Origin of the sequence: Bacillus cereus group sp. BfR-BA-01360 (assembly GCF_022663595.1) — a bacterium.
Taxonomy (GTDB): Bacteria; Bacillota; Bacilli; order Bacillales; family Bacillaceae_G; genus Bacillus_A; species Bacillus_A cytotoxicus.
In genome coordinates this window covers 309,698-326,050 of record NZ_JAKUFV010000002.1, presented here as the reverse complement: position 1 = coordinate 326,050, position 16,353 = coordinate 309,698, and the positions used below count along the sequence as shown (strand labels likewise).

Sequence of the window (16,353 nt, the reverse complement as noted above, 5' to 3'; positions counted from 1 at the left end):
AGTGAGTATATAAAAAATAAAGTTATTCAATATAATATGTCCGTTCTGCCAGATGAGGTAAAACAACCGATGGAACAGGTAAGCTTTCTATTTAAAAGACGATGTCGGAAAAACATTGGGAGGAATAACGGGAACGATTTATTTTTATCATCTTCATATCGATTTTTTATGGGTGAATGAGTCGATTCATCATGATGGATATGGTGGTAAGTTGTTATATAAAATAGAAGAAATCGCAAAGGAAAAAGGATGTCGTCTCATCTTGTTTGATTCATTTAGCTTTCAAGCACCTGCATTTTATAAAAAACATGGCTATCGAGAATTTGGTGTTGTAGAAGAGCATCCTAAAGGTATTGTCAGCACTTTTTTGAGAAACGACTATAAGTTAAATGTAATATCATTATGTAAACTATGTAGGGAAGTAAGAGAGAATAAAAGTTCACTATAATACTTTCGGATTAAAAAGGGACTAACATGAAGAAGAGGCTGCTGAAAAAGTTCACTTCATAGTAAAAAGGAGTCCGTCACCCACTATATAGATGATGGGCTCCTTTGTATTCTTAGCATTCCGATAAAATATGTGTTATCTTTTCAAAATCAGCGCGTTTCCAATGCCTTTTATGGAAAGGATCTTGTCATGTTTAGCATGATAATTCTTTTGTCATTAAAATATGAGGGATTCCATCTTCCATAAAAACATCGGAAGAAGGCTGATAGTGTAATTTTTTATAAAACCCTTCAGCCTGTGTTTGGCCATGTAGTTTTACTTTGTTGGCTCCTTTTTCATAGGCAATTTCTTCTAACGTTTGAATGATGACTTTTCCAAGTCCATATTTCCGGTAAGGCTGTAAGATACAAATTCTTTCTAGTTTCCCCATGTTGTCAACAAAGCGAATTCGGCCCGTTCCTACCGGTATTTCGTTATAATAAACTAAAATATGCTGGCATAACTCACTTAACGTGTCAAATGTATCGAATTCATCCTCAAGAGGAACTCCTTGCTCTTTTACAAATACTTCTTTCCGAATTTGAAAGGCGATTTCTAAATCTTTCATTTCTTGAATTCTTTTCGATTTCAATTGATTCAACCCTTTCTAATATAATAGTGGATCATTTATACATATATTACATTATAAAACATGTAAACTTCTTTCAATAGTTATAAGATCATCCAAGCATTCTATGAAATATTACATATCTATTTCAAAATTCAGCAAAAGTAAAGGGGAGGGAGGAAGAGGCCCTCCATTGATTAAAGGGAAAGAATCATAATTCGATGATTCCATTTTCAGTCCCAATGATCACTTTATGTACCATATTAATAAATAATCCAGTTTCAATAACACCCGTTATCATTTTTAAACGATGATGCATTTCAAGTGAGGCTGTAATTTGATTTGGAAACCTGCAGTCTAAAATGAAATTACCATTGTTTGTAAGGAAGGGCGCCCGTTTTTCATGCGTAACATAGTTTGACAACCGAGCGATTGAATCTTTTTTCTGTTTGATTATAGGCAAATGGAATGATTTCAATTGGTAGAGGGAACGTACGTACCTAACTTTTCTACTTGCTTTGATTCATTTGCAATTATAATCAATCTTTGAGAGGAAGAGGTGACTATTTTCTCTCGCAAAAGAGCACCACCTCCACCTTTTATTAATTGTAAATTGGGATGGATTTCATCTGCGCGTCCATTGTGAGATCAAGATAATCTATTGTATTGTAAGGGTGTAATGGGATAGACAGCTGAGTTGCTAATTTTTCTGTTTCGATTGATGTAGGTACAGCTTCAATCGTAAGACATTCTTTGACAAGGTGTCCTAATCGTTGTACCGTCCAATACACAGTAGATCCTGCACCAAGTAAGTCCGATTTTCATCCCATCTTTTACAAAAATGCACAGCGTATTCACCAGCTAAACGTTTTAGAGTCATGATACACTCCGCCGCCTTATTCTGCAGGACGCGGTCCAGCATCTAAACCTGAATTTTCGACCGTTAATATGGGCCGGATAGTTAAATCTTTATATACCCGCATTTGACATGATAATCGTAAGTGGTCTTCAATGCCTTTCTCTGTCATTGCATGTGTTTCTTTAGGCGTAGGCTCACAGAAATCTCCTGCGATGACTTCAACTCTACAAGTTGTACAGCGAGCTTTCCCGCCGCAACGATGAAGAATTGGAACGCCGTTATCTTTAAGAGCTAACACTAATTTTGTTCCTTCTTCAATATCAAAAGTACCAGTGCCGATTACAGTTAATTTTGGCATTTGATAGCCTCCTTGTGTAAAATTCTACATAAGATATTTATGACCGCACATTGAAAAACATAAACCTTAAAAATTTTTTATTTCCTTCGTAACTTTTTTATCCCTTCAATCGTTCATTAAGTAAGCGCTGAAAAGGAGTGGTTATTTTGTGCACAAAAGTAATGCCATTGTTTAAAAACCCTATCGATATGGATTATTCAAATAAAAATTTTCTTATTGAGAATTATGCCGAATTAAAAAGATACTGCATGTTTTTAACAAAAAACAAATGGGATGGTGAAGACCTAGCGCAAGAAGCGGTTTGTAAAGTACTGCAAAAATATAAGGAGGAAGATATTTGTATGACGCTTCTATATAAAATTGCGCGAAATCAATGGTTCGATCAATTAAAAGTAAAATCTGTTCAAGAGAAATTAGAGAAGGAAGTAACATTTGAAACACCACATGAAATAATTGCTGATTTGCATGAGATGGCGGAAAAAGTAGTCACTTCGCTAAATGCCCAGCAAGCTGTCATTTTTCTGTTAAAAGATGTCTTTCAATATCATCTATCTGATATTGCGAAAATATGCTCGATATCAGAAGGAGCAGTGAAAGCTTCGTTATTTCGGAGTAGAAATAAATTGAAAATGAGAAATGAAGAAGATGGTAACTTAGCTTGGCAAGATGATGCCAAGGTAGTCGTAACAGCGGTTCGTGAACAAAAACCAGAATTATTAACAAAACTTCTTCCAACTATTCATTTTACACATGTATCTTCTAAAGAGCCGATGCTATTGTTCAGTGCGAAAAAATCTTCTTCTTACAATTTTATGTTATGTGCAGCTTAACAATAAGATGGAGGGATTATGATGAATACAATTCCATATGTTGTGGAACAAACAAAGTTAGGAGAACGCTCCTATGATATATATTCTAGATTATTAAAAGATCGTATTGTGATGATTGGTTCAGAAATTAATGATCAAGTTGCAAGTAGTGTAGTGGCGCAGTTATTGTTTTTAGAAGCAGAAGATGCAGAAAAAGATATTTTTCTTTATATTAATAGTCCAGGTGGTTCGACGACAGCAGGATTTGCGATTTTAGATACAATGAATTTGATTAAGCCAGATGTACAAACGCTTTGTATGGGCTTGGCAGCATCATTTGGGGCACTTTTGTTGCTTAGCGGAACAAAAGGAAAACGATTTGCGCTCCCAAATAGTGAAATTATGATTCACCAGCCGCTTGGCGGAGCAAAAGGGCAAGCAACAGAGATTGAAATAACAGCAAAGCGGATATTAAAGTTAAAACAAGATATTAACAATATTATATCTGACCGAACAGGGCAACCAATTGAAAAAGTAGCGCGTGATACAGAAAGAGATTACTTTATGACGGCAGAAGAAGCAAAAACATACGGGATTGTTGATGCGGTTATTACAAAAAAATAATGGAAAGCAGGCTAGGAACATAATTTATTTCCTAGCCTGTTTTTATACGGTGCATTATTCTTTCATCCACTCATTCACAAGTCTTTGGTTCTTTTTAATCCATTTTCGTGCCGCTTCTTCAGGATCTTTTATTTTATTTAACATAACCATTAAAGTACCAAGTTGTTCATCATTCATTTTCCATCTATCAAAATATTTCACAACATCTGGATAATCTTTTTCAAATCCTTTTCTTACAGAGTAATAAATGTCGTCTTTTTCACCATATACTTTCTTAGGGTCTTTTAAATATTTTAAATCAAATTCTGAAAAGCCCCAGTGTGGATTCCAAAGCGTCACAGCGATGGGTTTCTTTTGTGTATATGCTTTTTTTAATTCACTCATCATGGCCGCTTCTGAAGATTGGACAAGTTTTAACTTTACATCATATTCTTTCATCGCTTTATTTGTTAAATTCATCAAGCTACTACCTGGTTCAATACCGACAATTTTATTACCGAATTCTTCTTTATGAGCATTTAAATCTTCGATGCTGTTAACGTCTCTCATGTAAGAAGGAACAACTAAGCCAAGTCCCGTTCCTTCATACCATTTTGCTTTTAAAACGATATCATTTTTATACCGATTATTTAACGGTTTATCGGTAACTGGAAGCCAAACTTCTAAATTTGCATCTATATCACCACGAGCAACACCAGTCCAAATGGCTGCTTTTTCTAAATACATTGGCTCTACTTTATATCCTTTTTGTTCTAGCAAAACTTTCCATAAATTTGCAATTGCAATATTTTCTTTCCAACTTGTAACACCAAGTTTAATTTTTCCTTTTGTATTTGCGTTTGTTGCATTACAAGAAGTAATAATCATACTGATAAATAACAAGATGCTAATAAGCCATATTTTTCGTTTCATTGAAATCCTCCCGTTTCATCACTAACATTTGTATACAAATAAATGTATAGGTGAACCTTCTTATTATGAACGGAAAATAAAGATTTTAAGAAAGCTTATTTCTGTTATTTCTATGTAATATTTCTGTTTAAAATCGCTACACTATGTGAATAGATGGGCAGAAAAGGAGTCGTTTTATGAAAAATACAAAAGTACGTGTGGAAAACGTGACAAAAGTATTCGGGAAAAATCCTCAACGAGCAGTTGCTTTATTAAAAGAGGGGAAAAGTAAATCAGAAATCTTGAAAGAAACAGGAATGAATGTTGGTGTGAAAAAAGCAACATTTGAAGTATATACAGGAGAAATATTTGTGATTATGGGACTTTCAGGAAGCGGAAAATCAACACTTGTTCGTATGCTTAACCAACTTATAAAGCCAACAGCGGGGCATATATACATAGATGAAGAAGATATCGCAACAATGGGGAAAGAGGCGCTTCGCAAAGTACGAAGAACGAAGATGAGCATGGTATTTCAAAAATTTGCTTTATTCCCACATCGAACTGTGATTCAAAATGTAGCGTATGGTTTAGAAGTACAAGGGGTACCGGTAGAAGAAAGAGAAGCAAAAGCGTTAGAATCTCTCAAGTTAGTTGGATTAGATCATCATAAAGATAGTTATCCAGGACAATTAAGCGGTGGGATGCAGCAACGTGTTGGAATTGCAAGAGCGCTTACGAATGATCCAGACGTGCTTCTAATGGATGAGTCATTTAGTGCATTAGATCCATTGATTCGAAAAGAAATGCAGGATGAATTATTAGAGCTGCAAGATAAAATGGAGAAAACAATTATTTTTATTACGCATGATTTAGACGAAGCGCTTCGAATTGGAGATCGCATTGCGCTGATGAAAGATGGAGAAATTGTCCAAATTGGAACACCTGAAGAAATTATGATGAGCCCAGCAAATGAATTTGTAGAGAAATTTGTTGCTGATGTGAACTTAGGAAAAGTCATTACTGCTGAATCTATTTTAAAAAGACCAGAAACATTACTGATTGACCGCGGACCACGCGTAGCTCTGCAAATTATGAGAAATGCGGGGGTATCTACTGTATATGTAGTCAATAAAAAACATGAGTTTTTAGGAATTTTAACGGCTGATGATGCAAGTAAAGCAGTGCAAAAACAATGGCCAATTGCAGACTTGTTAATCACAGATCTTCCTCATGTATATGTAGATACATTACTAGAAGAAACGTATGCAAAAATGGCAGAAATGAAATTTCCTTTACCTGTTATTGATGAAAAAAATAGGCTAAGGGGGATTATTAAACGAGAAAGTGTCATTCAAGCCCTTGCCGGAAATATTGAAGATGAGGTGAATGACAATGAATAATATTCCGCGTATTCCGTTAGGTGAATGGGTCGATACGTTTGTAGCGAGTTTATATGAGCATTTTGAAAATATATTTAGAGGATTTTCTTATGTGATTGGTGGTTTTGTTGATTTACTGACAAATTTTTTAACATTCATTCCAGCTTTTTTAATGATTGTCATTGTTTGCTTTCTCATTTGGTATACAGCAAGGAAAGTCTCTTTACTTATTTTTACATTGATTGGCTTATTATTTATTTTAAACATTAACTATTGGGAACAAACGATGCAAACATTGGCGCTTGTTCTGACATCCGTTATTATTTCTATCATTGTTGGAATCCCTATTGGCATTTTAGCATCGCAAAACGAACGGTTTTCGAAATTTTTAAAACCAACATTAGATTTTATGCAAACAATGCCGGCATTTGTGTATTTAATTCCTGCCATTACATTCTTTGGAGTTGGGGTAGTGCCAGGGATTATCGCGTCGGTTATTTTTGCGATGCCACCAACGATTCGCTTTACAGACCTTGGAATTAGACAAGTACCGGAAGATTTAATTGAAGCTGCAGATGCATTTGGATCTACAGCATCACAAAAGCTATTTAAAGTACAATTGCCACTTGCGACAGGAACGATTATGGCCGGGATTAATCAGAGTATTATGCTATCATTGTCGATGGTTGTGACTGCATCACTTGTAGGAGCGCCAGGACTTGGTGTAGATGTATATCGCTCTGTAACACAAGTGAATATTGGAATGGGGTTTGAAGCTGGGTTAGCCATTGTCGTAATCGCTATTATATTGGATCGAATCACACAAGGGTTTCATCGAAGAAAAAGAGGGTAGGACAGAACAGTTTCAGTAAAATAATCAAAAAAGATATTTTTCAAGAAGTTACAATGAATTTTTTGTGAAAAATTCATTGTAACTTTAAATAAACTTCATATAAAACACATATTGAAAGTGTATGATATAGATATCGGATATGAAGTAAGATTTATATTTAATTATTTTTATATAGAATAACAATAAATAAGTTACAGGGGTGGCATTCACTTTCTCTGAATGCCTTTTATAGAAAAAGAAATGCAACAAAAAAGGAGAGATTCTCATGGCAATGAAAAGTAAAGAGATAAAAACACAAATTACAGAAGAAGATGTAGATATTTTAAAAGTGATGGCACATCCAGTACGATTACAAATTGTTAACGAGTTAAAAAATAGAAAAACTTGTAACGTATCACAGCTAACCGAAATTTTAGAAATCCCGCAATCCACTGTATCTCAACACTTATCGAAAATGAAAGGAAAAGTGCTACGTTCCGAACGAAAAGGATTGGAAATGTATTATTACATTAATAATGCAAAGGCAAGTGAGATTGTTGGCATTTTAGGCTGTGTAAATTAATAAAAATATAAGAAGATTACAAAAAACATCTCTACATCATAATGTAGGGATGTTTTTTTATGTGAATTCATGATAAAAAATAGCTTTCATGAGTTATATTTGTGCTAGATTTAATTTGAAACAGCCAGTCTTCTTTAACTTATTATATATCCGTTACATTCTTTTGAAGTTTTTATGAACTAGAAACTCCCACCATTTCCATGGAATCAGTTTTTTTACAGTCATCATTAGTTTTACGCCTTTTCCAATGGGATAACGAAAGGATGTCTTTTTTGCTTCGGCAACCGCTACAATCTTCTTAGCAACATCGATTGGATTACCGAATGTATCACTCCCGTTATTTATATGTTGTTGTATTTTCTGCATATATTCTATATAAGGAGAAGTGTTTTCTGAGTACTGTTTCGCTAGCGATTTTCCAACTTCCCATATGTTTGTGTTATAAGAACCAGGCTCAATTAAACAAACATCGATTCCGAATTGTTTTACTTCTAAGCGGAGGGATTCACTCCAACCTTCTAATGCATGTTTAGAAGAAACGTAAGGAGATAAGCCAGGAAAGCCAATTTGACCACTAATACTACTTACATTCATAATTTTTCCGCTTTTTTGCTTTCTCATATAAGGTAATACAATTTGTGTGATGGAGATTGCCCCAAATACGTTCGTTTCAAATTGTTTACGATATTCTTCTATAGGAATGTCCTCTACAAAACCACCGCTTGCATATCCGGCATTATTGATGAGAAGGTCTACTTGGTCTAATTCTCTTAAAAACAATTGAAAAGTATGGATTGAATTTGGATCGGTAACATCCAGTTGATGAATTTTGATATGATGTTGCAAATGCAATGCGGCAGCTTGCGATAATAAATTTTCTTGTTTATTCAGATCACGCATGGTAGCGATGACAGTATAATCTTTTTTAGCTAATTCAATAGTTGTTAATAAGCCAAAGCCACTTGATGCACCAGTAATAATCGCGATTTTCTTCATCTTTTGCTCACTTTCTTTTTTCTTATATCATAACGATTTTTATATCGAAAATCTATGATTCTCTTTCTCGCAAGGTATACATTTGTTGTATTACTCAAACAAAAGTTTAATGAGTTAGAGTTGTTCGTTTTTTACAGTGGTTTTTTGAGGGAGAATTTATTTATATTATCGCTTACATGCTTATCTGATATATGTACCTTCTTTAAGAGAAAGAAGGGAAGATATACCGTATTTTATAAAAGATTTTTGTGAAAGAAGTGGAATATTCGAGAGTTATTAAATATATTAGAGCACCTATGTATTCTTTCACAAGGGAAGAATATAAATTTCACTCATATTACAATCTATGCAAGGAGATCAAAAAGATTTCTGGAAAGAAACAAAGGATATGAAGAAAGAACATAAGTTAACTTTCCATGAAAAAATACAACGTGATGGAATGATTAAAGCATTACAAAAAACAAAGGGACATGTATCACTTACAGCAAAACTATGAAATGTTTCGCACAGTACCTTTTATAAACGAATGCAAAGGTTTCAATATGTAATATGGAAGAGAGCAACGAATACAATATCATTGACGTTACAATAGTTATAATGTTATATTTCAATTAGTTAGAATAAACAGAAAATTAAAAAGAAGGTGGAACTATGGATCAAAACCCATTTGAGGCATCTTATGAGTATGCAATCCAAAGTGATAAACAGGATGAACTTGCTGCTTTTCAAAATGAATTTTATAAAAAAGCAGATACAATATATTTAGATGGAAATTCATTAGGATTATTATCTAAACGAGCTGAAAAGTCATTACTTACTATGTTAAATTCATGGAAAGAGCATGGAATTGATGGATGGACAGAAGGAGAGTATCCGTGGTTTTTTCTATCGGAACAATTAAGTGAACATATCGCACCGCTTATTGGTGCATTGTCTGAGGAAATAATTGTAACCGGTTCCACGACGACGAATATTCATCAGGTGATTGCGACATTTTATGAACCGAAAGGGATTCGTACAAAGATTTTAGCAGATGAATTAACATTTCCATCAGATATATATGCTTTGCAAAGCCAAATTCGTTTAAAAGGATTAGACCCAAATGAACATCTTGTTCGAGTGAAAAGTCGAGACGGCAGAACGTTAGATGAGGAAGATATTATTGCTGCTATGACAGATGATATCGCTTTAATTTTATTGCCAGCAGTTTTATATCGAAGCGGACAAATTTTAGATATGAAGCGATTGACGGCTGAAGCACATAAGAGAGGGATTCATATCGGATTTGATTTATGTCATTCAATCGGGGCGATTCCGCATCAATTTCAAGAGTGGGGTGTTGATTTTGCGGTATGGTGTAATTATAAATATTTAAATGCAGGTCCTGGTAGTGTTGGCGGATTATATGTAAATAAAAAACATTTTGCTCGTTTGCCCGGTCTTTCCGGCTGGTTCAGTTCAAGAAAAGATAAACAATTTGATATGGAACATACATTAACAGCAGCTGAGCATGCTGGAGCGTATCAAATTGGAACACCACATATATTCAGTATCGCACCATTAATTGGCTCACTTGAGATCTTTAAAGAGGCGGGCATAGATCGATTACGTCAAAAATCATTACATATAACACGGTATATGCTACATTTGATTGATTATGAATTAACAGATAAAGGATTTACAATTGGAAATCCTTTAGAAGACGAAAAACGAGGAGGACATATTTATTTAGAGCACCCAGAAGCTGCTCGTATATGTAAAGCGTTAAAAGCAAATGGAGTAATTCCTGATTTTCGCGCGCCAAATGGCATTCGCCTTGCACCAGTTGCTTTATATAATACATATGAAGAAGTGTGGAAGTCCGTTCGAATTTTAAAGAAAATTATGACAAACGAAGAGTATAAACAATTTGAAAATAAACGAGGGGTTGTGGCGTAAGATGAAGGCATCTGAATGGATCGATATTTCACAGCCATTAAATAATGAGATTGCAACTTGGCCAGGAGATACACCTTTCTCATATGAAGTGTCTTGCACGAAAGAGCAAAGTGGGTCCGTTAATATTGGAAAGGTAACGATGAGCATTCATACAGGGACACATATTGATGCACCGTTTCATTTTGATAACGATGGAAAGAAAGTCATAGATTTAGATATTCATGTGTATGTGGGACCAGCGCGTATTATCGATGTTTCAAGTATGGATTCTATTGGAGTAAAAGAATTACAACAGTTCAATTTAGAAGGTGTGGAGCGGTTATTACTGCGCACTTCTTCACATGGGAACGCACAAAAGTTTCCAGACACAATCCCATTTTTACGTGCGGAGATTGCACCATTCCTTTCAAAAAAAGGAGTCCGATTAATTGGAGTAGATGTACCTTCTGTAGATCCACTTGATGATAAAGAACTAGCAGCGCATCATCAATTATTTCAGCACGGTATTCATATTTTAGAAAATGTCGTATTAGATCATGTACAAGACGGAGATTATGAGCTGATTGCTTTACCACTTGCCTTAACAGAAGCAGATGGTAGCCCAGTTCGTGCTATAATTCGACCATTATAACAGGGGATGCATGATGCATAGAAGGGGTGTTACATAACGATGACAGAAAATGAAAAAGTAATTATGGAAAAGGGGATTTATACAGATTTCAAGGAGAATATGACATATGGAGAGTACTTGCAGTTAGATCGCTTATTAGATAGTCAAAAAAGATTATCTAATCATCATGATGAAATGCTGTTTATTATTATTCATCAAGCAAGTGAACTTTGGATGAAACTGATTTTACATGAATTAAATGCAGCGATTGAATCTATTCAAAATGAAAAGATGGCACCTGCATTTAAAATGTTGGCAAGGGTGTCGAAAATTCAATCACAAATCATTCAATCGTGGGATATTCTTGCCACATTAACGCCGTCTGAATATATTGAATTTCGCGATTCACTCGGTCAAGCATCAGGTTTTCAATCGTATCAATACCGAATGATTGAATATGCACTTGGCTATAAAACACCGCACGCATTAAAAATTTATGAAAAAGATCCAGAACTACATGCTCGATTGCATACAGCGCTTCATTCACCAAGCCTTTATGATGTAGCAATTCAGGCGCTTGTAAAAGAAGGATTTCCAATCAATAAAGACGTACTAGGTCGCGATATTACGCAGCCTTACGAAGAGGATTCGACAGTTGAAGCGGCTTGGTTAGAAGTATATGCCGATGTGAAAAAATATTGGGATTTATATCAGCTTGCAGAAAAATTAATTGATATAGAAGATTGGTTACAACAGTGGCGATTCCGTCATATGAAAACGGTAGAACGTATCATTGGTCATAAAATGGGGACAGGTGGTTCGTCTGGTGTATCTTATTTAAAACGTGTGTTGGATCAGCGATTTTTCCCAGAGCTTTGGAATGTACGAACGAAATTATAAAAAAAATCAGCATCTCTTAGGAGAGGCTGATTTTTTTATGAAAATGTTAAGGTGAAGTTAGAAATATTTCTTTGTTTTGAGTAGAATAGTAAGAATAAAAATATATATGTGGAGGGACAGATGGTGGACTTTTGTAAACTGGAGGATGTATTTCGGCATAAGAAAGTACATGCATTTCTTATATATCAAAAAGGTGAATACATAACAAAGTATTACAAGGAAAAAGAAAATGAAAATCATGTATATAAAATAAATTCTATTACAAAAAGTATTTTGTCTCTCTTAATTGGTATAGCAATTGATAAAGGATATATAGAGGGTATACATATTCCGATAAGACAGTGGGTTGAACATGTCCCAAAAGATAAGCAACAATTAACGCTTTATCATGTATTAACTATGACAACTGGAGAGGAGTGGAAAGAATTTGGGGATGGCGTTGTATTTCCAAATGATTTTGTTGAATCGGACCATTGGATTACATACGTTTTACAACGCCCACTCGTAGAAGCGCCAGGGACAAAAATGAACTATAATTCAGGATCCTCTCATTTGTTAAGTTATATTTTACAAATCGCAACGGGAATGACAACAGCGGAGTTTGCAAAACGATATGTATTCGATCCTTTAGAGATTACTGAGTATGAATGGCAACAAGATCCACAAGGAATTTATGTTGGTGGATTTGGCATGAAAATGAAAAGCGAAGACTTATTGAAATTAGGAATTTTATGTTTAAAAGAAGGGATTTGGAATGGGAAACAGATTGTATCATCAAGCTGGATAAAAGAATCAACGATTCCGCGTTATCAAACATATGAGCATGTGGGAGCGTATGGATATCATTGGTGGATTGTAGATTACAAAAGATTTCACATACCGTACTGTATATATTTTGCAATGGGATACGGAGGACAATATATATTTGTTGTTCCCAAATTAGAACTTGTTGCTGTTATAAGCAGTAAGATGCCAAAGCGTGGATTAGTTCCGTTAAAACAGTTTGTTGCTCATTTGCAAGAAAATCTATATGTATAGAAGAGCGATGGCTAGAGTACAACTCCCGCTACTTAAAATTTTATTTACGATGTTGCTCATATACGATACAGTAGAACTAGAGGGAGATGAAATATGAAAAGAAAGAAATTAATGGGTAGCATGATGTGTAGTGTATTCCTATTCGCAGCATGTGATATATCAAATGATGAAATTGAAACAAAAGCACAAGATTACGCGAAAGCAGAATACGGAATTTCCGTTAAATTAAATCGAGTTGAAACACACGGGAACGGAAAGGATTTTTTTGGTCCAGATCTTCGTACCGCTTATGTGCAGCAAGTTGATGAACCGCACGTGCAATTTCAACTCGATTTTGAGGGGGATTTTTCTCCTAAAGTAAAGAATGATAACTATAAGGTAAAGAAACAAGCAAATGATGTGCAGGAGAAATTCCATACATATTATGAAGAAACAGGCGATCATACACGATTTACGTTTCTTCAAATTCAGACGGGAGATACTGTTTTTGATAAAAAAACTGAGAAAGAAATCAAAAAGAAAAATCAGAAGATGTATGTTACCGGAGTGTTTCAAAGTAATAGCTTTTTAGACCTAAACAATTCTGAGCATATGGAAAAATTAGCGGAAGTTGCAAGAAGAGTTCAATCATTTAATAAAACTATTGAAAATAATAAGATTGTTATAGAGGATATTACCATTTTGCTTCCAAATGCTAAACAACATTTACTCCAAAATATTCCTGTAGACTACATATTAACTGCAGAATATGCGAAACAGACGTTAGAAAAGAGACATGAGTATAGGAAAGCTTTGCAGCTGACAAAGTAAAAAAGGAAACCTCGTAAGGTTTCCTTTTTTAAATGCATATACATTATTTGTTAATGAAGATTCGTTTTACCTACTCGTTTTTTGAAAGGTGATCCTCAAAAGTTTCTCTGTTTTCGTCTCAAATTCTATATGAACAAAAACACCATATTCTTTTCCATTCTCACGCAACCAAAGTTTAAACTTTTCGACGGTCACATGAACAGTCTGTGGCTTTCTACCGATATGAAGATAATCAACAATCTTTGCTTTCGGATATTTTTCTTTCGTTTTTTCTACTGCTAGTTTTCCCCATTTTGCATAGGACGGCTGTGCATGAACGATAGATAATCCATCGTATGTATGAAAAGATGTCAATAAAAGTACAATACTTAAAATGAAATATGTGCAAAGTCGTTTCATAAATAAACTCCTTTTTATTTTTTTTCTATTGTTTGCATAGAACAAAAAACATATAACTGTAGATTTTTTTGTATTCTTTACATAAAAGCGCTCCGTTTACAAAACATAACTATGAATTCATTACTGTCTTTAAGGAGGGAAATATATGCGTAAAATCAGTATTTTAAAAATACTCCTTTTACTTGTATTGATTGGTATATCCATCATCGTAAGTAGTGAACAAACAAAAAATGTACAGGCCTTTTCTAATCAAGTCATTCAAAGAGGCGCATCTGGGGAAGATGTCATCGAATTGCAATCACGCCTGAAATATAACGGATATTATACAGGAAAAGTCGATGGTGTATTTGGGTGGGGTACATATTGGGCACTGCGAAACTTTCAGCAAAAATTTGGGTTAAAGGTTGATGGGCTAGCGGGGCCAAAAACAAAACAAATGCTTATAAAAGCAACCAAATATGAGAAATCGACTGGTGGCGGCGGACAAAGTAGTAAGCCGGCGCAAAACAAAGGAACCAATGTTCCAAATGGTTATTCTCAAAATGATATTCAATTAATGGCCAATGCGGTCTATGGTGAAGCAAGAGGAGAGCCGTATATCGGACAAGTTGCAGTTGCAGCGGTAATTTTGAACCGTGTAACGAGTCCATCGTTTCCTAACACAGTTTCGGGTGTTATTTTTGAACCGCGTGCCTTTACAGCAGTCGCAGACGGACAAATTTATTTAACGCCGAATGAAACGGCGAAAAAAGCAGTATTAGATGCGATAAATGGCTGGGATCCAACTGGAAATGCTCTTTATTATTTCAATCCAGATACTGCAACGAGTAAGTGGATTTGGAGTCGTCCACAAATCAAAAAAATTGGTAAACATATTTTCTGTAAATAGAGCGGAGGTGGAAAGATGTTACGAGGTATTATCATTGTACTATTAACAATTGGTGTCGTGGGGACAGGATATTGGGGCTATAAAGAGCATCAAGAGAAGAATGCGGTATTGATTCGAGCAGAGAACAGTTATCAGCGAGCATTCCATGATTTAGCATACGAGGTCGATTTATTACACGATAAAATTGGAACAACTCTAGCGATGAATTCACGCTCTTCTTTATCGCCAGCACTGGCGGATGTATGGCGTCTTACATCTGAAGCACGATCAGATGTTGGACAGCTTCCTTTAACCTTATTACCCTTTAATAAAACAGAAGAATTTCTGGCGAATATTGGTGACTTTAGTTACCGCACGGCTGTTCGTGATTTAGAAAAAGAGCCACTCAATGACCAAGAATATAAAACGTTACAAAGTTTATATGCCAATGCAAAGAATATTCAAGATGAACTTCGCAAAGTACAGCATCTTGTATTGAAAAATAATTTACGCTGGATGGATGTAGAGCTTGCGCTTGCATCAAATAAAGATCCAGCCGATAACACAATTATCGATGGGCTGAAGACAGTTGAAAAGAATGTAACATCATATGCTTCAACAAATTTTGGACCTACTTTTACGAGTTTGCAGAAAAAAGAAAAAGGTGGGTTTCAAGCTGAAGGAAAACCAATTTCAAAAGATGAAGCAGTAAAAATCGCAAAACGATTTTTAAACTTAAAAGGAAATGAAAAAGTGGAAGTTGAGAAAAGTGGAAAAGGCGCAAAAGAATCTTTTTATAGCGTGAAAATTAAAGTTCCAAAAACAAATAATGAGTTTTATATGGATATTACCGGAAAAGGTGGATATCCAATTTGGGTCATGAATAACCGTGAGATTAAAGAGCAAAAGATTAGTTTAAATGAAGCAGGAAATAAAGGGTTAGCGTTTTTGAAAAATCATAAGTTTGCAAATATAGAACTGTATGATAGTTCACAATATGATAATGTTGGCGTATTTACGTACGTAGTAAATGAAAATGGGGTGCGGATTTATCCTGAATCTATTCAAATGAAAATTGCATTAGATGATGGATCAATTGTTGGTTTTTCAGCAAAAGAATATTTAGCATCTCATCAAAAACGAACCATTCCAACCGCAACATTATCAGCTACTGAGGCAAGAAAAAAAATCAATCCAGATGTGAAGGTAATGGAAGAACGTAAAGCGGTTGTTGTAAATGATTTGCATAAAGAAGTACTTTGTTACGAATTTGTAGGGACATTAGGGAAAGATACGTATCAAATCTTTATTAATGCAAATGATGGAACAGAAGAAAGAGTGAAAAAGATGCAAGCTGTGGAACACATGTATGATTAAACATCAAGAATAAAAAGTGGTGAA

At 34.8% G+C, this 16,353-nt stretch carries 17 protein-coding genes and 3 pseudogenes; 14 read left to right on the top strand and 6 right to left on the bottom strand.

The features are described 5' to 3' along the window. The first annotated feature begins 36 nt into the window (after nt 1-36). Nucleotides 37-384: pseudogene (locus MR056_RS03480) on the top strand (GNAT family N-acetyltransferase). Between the two features lie 257 nt (nt 385-641). Here the strand turns inward: MR056_RS03480 and MR056_RS03475 are convergent. From MR056_RS03475 to MR056_RS03460, 3 genes and pseudogenes are all read right to left on the bottom strand, one after another. Beyond that, nucleotides 642-1,079 (bottom strand): GNAT family N-acetyltransferase, encoded by a 438-nt coding sequence (locus MR056_RS03475; RefSeq protein WP_012094393.1) that lies wholly within the window; start codon nt 1,077-1,079, stop codon nt 642-644. Between the two features lie 187 nt (nt 1,080-1,266). After that, nucleotides 1,267-1,935, bottom strand: a pseudogene (gene rpiA / locus MR056_RS22215) (ribose 5-phosphate isomerase A). A 16-nt stretch (nt 1,936-1,951) separates the two neighbouring features. Next, nucleotides 1,952-2,272 (bottom strand): 2Fe-2S iron-sulfur cluster-binding protein, encoded by a 321-nt coding sequence (locus MR056_RS03460; protein ID WP_087098770.1) that lies wholly within the window; start codon nt 2,270-2,272, stop codon nt 1,952-1,954. Between the two features lie 146 nt (nt 2,273-2,418). Between MR056_RS03460 and MR056_RS03455 the strand changes: the two genes are divergently transcribed. Both MR056_RS03455 and clpP read left to right on the top strand, forming a co-directional pair. Continuing rightward, nucleotides 2,419-3,102, top strand: coding sequence for an RNA polymerase subunit sigma-70 (locus tag MR056_RS03455; RefSeq protein ID WP_087098768.1), 684 nt, complete (start codon nt 2,419-2,421; stop codon nt 3,100-3,102). 21 nt (nt 3,103-3,123) lie between these two features. Further along, entirely contained in the window at nt 3,124-3,705 is a 582-nt protein-coding gene (gene clpP / locus MR056_RS03450; RefSeq protein WP_041809745.1) for an ATP-dependent Clp endopeptidase proteolytic subunit ClpP, read from the top strand. Nucleotides 3,706-3,759: 54 nt separating this feature from the next. On the opposite strand, the gene MR056_RS03445 is transcribed toward clpP, so the two are convergent. After that, on the bottom strand, nt 3,760-4,617 hold the full coding sequence (locus tag MR056_RS03445) for a glycine betaine ABC transporter substrate-binding protein (RefSeq protein WP_087098766.1): 858 nt from the start codon (nt 4,615-4,617) through the stop codon (nt 3,760-3,762). A gap of 176 nt (nt 4,618-4,793) precedes the next feature. Between MR056_RS03445 and MR056_RS03440 the strand changes: the two genes are divergently transcribed. The 3 genes from MR056_RS03440 to MR056_RS03430 all read left to right on the top strand — a co-directional run bounded on the left by MR056_RS03440 (nt 4,794) and on the right by MR056_RS03430 (nt 7,393). Next, nucleotides 4,794-5,999: a quaternary amine ABC transporter ATP-binding protein gene (locus MR056_RS03440; RefSeq protein ID WP_087098764.1), complete on the top strand. Its 1,206-nt coding sequence runs from the start codon at nt 4,794-4,796 to the stop codon at nt 5,997-5,999. Continuing rightward, nucleotides 5,992-6,831 carry an ABC transporter permease gene (locus MR056_RS03435; protein ID WP_012094387.1) on the top strand — a complete coding sequence of 280 codons (840 nt, stop codon included), beginning with the start codon at nt 5,992-5,994 and terminating at the stop codon, nt 6,829-6,831. Before MR056_RS03440 ends, MR056_RS03435 begins: the two co-directional genes overlap by 8 nt. Before the next feature lie 265 nt (nt 6,832-7,096). After that, the gene (locus MR056_RS03430; RefSeq protein ID WP_048723025.1) at nt 7,097-7,393 is read left to right on the top strand and encodes an ArsR/SmtB family transcription factor; all 297 of its coding nucleotides are present in this window, start codon (nt 7,097-7,099) and stop codon (nt 7,391-7,393) included. A 153-nt stretch (nt 7,394-7,546) separates the two neighbouring features. Here the strand turns inward: MR056_RS03430 and MR056_RS03425 are convergent, their stop codons facing one another. Further along, nucleotides 7,547-8,389, bottom strand: coding sequence for an oxidoreductase (locus MR056_RS03425; protein ID WP_012094385.1), 843 nt, complete (start codon nt 8,387-8,389; stop codon nt 7,547-7,549). Nucleotides 8,390-8,549: 160 nt separating this feature from the next. On the opposite strand from MR056_RS03425, the pseudogene MR056_RS03420 reads away from it, so the two are divergent. The 6 genes and pseudogenes from MR056_RS03420 to MR056_RS03395 all read left to right on the top strand — a co-directional run. Then, nucleotides 8,550-8,885: pseudogene (locus MR056_RS03420) on the top strand (sigma-54-dependent Fis family transcriptional regulator); the annotation flags it as partial. A gap of 155 nt (nt 8,886-9,040) precedes the next feature. Further along, nucleotides 9,041-10,327, top strand: a complete 1,287-nt coding sequence (kynU, locus tag MR056_RS03415) for a kynureninase (RefSeq protein ID WP_012094384.1) — start codon at nt 9,041-9,043, stop codon at nt 10,325-10,327. A 1-nt stretch (nt 10,328) separates the two neighbouring features. Then, a complete protein-coding gene (kynB, locus tag MR056_RS03410; protein ID WP_048723023.1) occupies nt 10,329-10,958 on the top strand; it encodes an arylformamidase in 630 nt (209 codons plus the stop codon). Nucleotides 10,959-10,997: 39 nt separating this feature from the next. Further along, a complete protein-coding gene (gene kynA / locus MR056_RS03405) occupies nt 10,998-11,837 on the top strand; it encodes a tryptophan 2,3-dioxygenase (RefSeq protein ID WP_012094382.1) in 840 nt (279 codons plus the stop codon). A gap of 123 nt (nt 11,838-11,960) precedes the next feature. Further along, on the top strand, nt 11,961-12,875 hold the full coding sequence (locus tag MR056_RS03400) for a serine hydrolase domain-containing protein (RefSeq protein ID WP_041810380.1): 915 nt from the start codon (nt 11,961-11,963) through the stop codon (nt 12,873-12,875). Between the two features lie 93 nt (nt 12,876-12,968). Beyond that, nucleotides 12,969-13,685 carry a hypothetical protein gene (locus MR056_RS03395; protein WP_012094380.1) on the top strand — a complete coding sequence of 239 codons (717 nt, stop codon included), beginning with the start codon at nt 12,969-12,971 and terminating at the stop codon, nt 13,683-13,685. A gap of 66 nt (nt 13,686-13,751) precedes the next feature. On the opposite strand, the gene MR056_RS03390 is transcribed toward MR056_RS03395, so the two are convergent. After that, on the bottom strand, nt 13,752-14,084 hold the full coding sequence (locus MR056_RS03390) for a DUF3889 domain-containing protein (RefSeq protein ID WP_012094379.1): 333 nt from the start codon (nt 14,082-14,084) through the stop codon (nt 13,752-13,754). Nucleotides 14,085-14,229: 145 nt separating this feature from the next. Here MR056_RS03390 and sleB point away from each other — a divergent pair, with 145 nt between their 5' ends. Both sleB and ypeB read left to right on the top strand, forming a co-directional pair. Then, nucleotides 14,230-14,973, top strand: a complete 744-nt coding sequence (gene sleB, locus MR056_RS03385; RefSeq protein WP_012094378.1) for a spore cortex-lytic enzyme — start codon at nt 14,230-14,232, stop codon at nt 14,971-14,973. Between the two features lie 15 nt (nt 14,974-14,988). Continuing rightward, nucleotides 14,989-16,329 (top strand): germination protein YpeB, encoded by a 1,341-nt coding sequence (gene ypeB / locus MR056_RS03380; protein WP_048723020.1) that lies wholly within the window; start codon nt 14,989-14,991, stop codon nt 16,327-16,329. Nucleotides 16,330-16,353 lie beyond the last annotated feature (24 nt).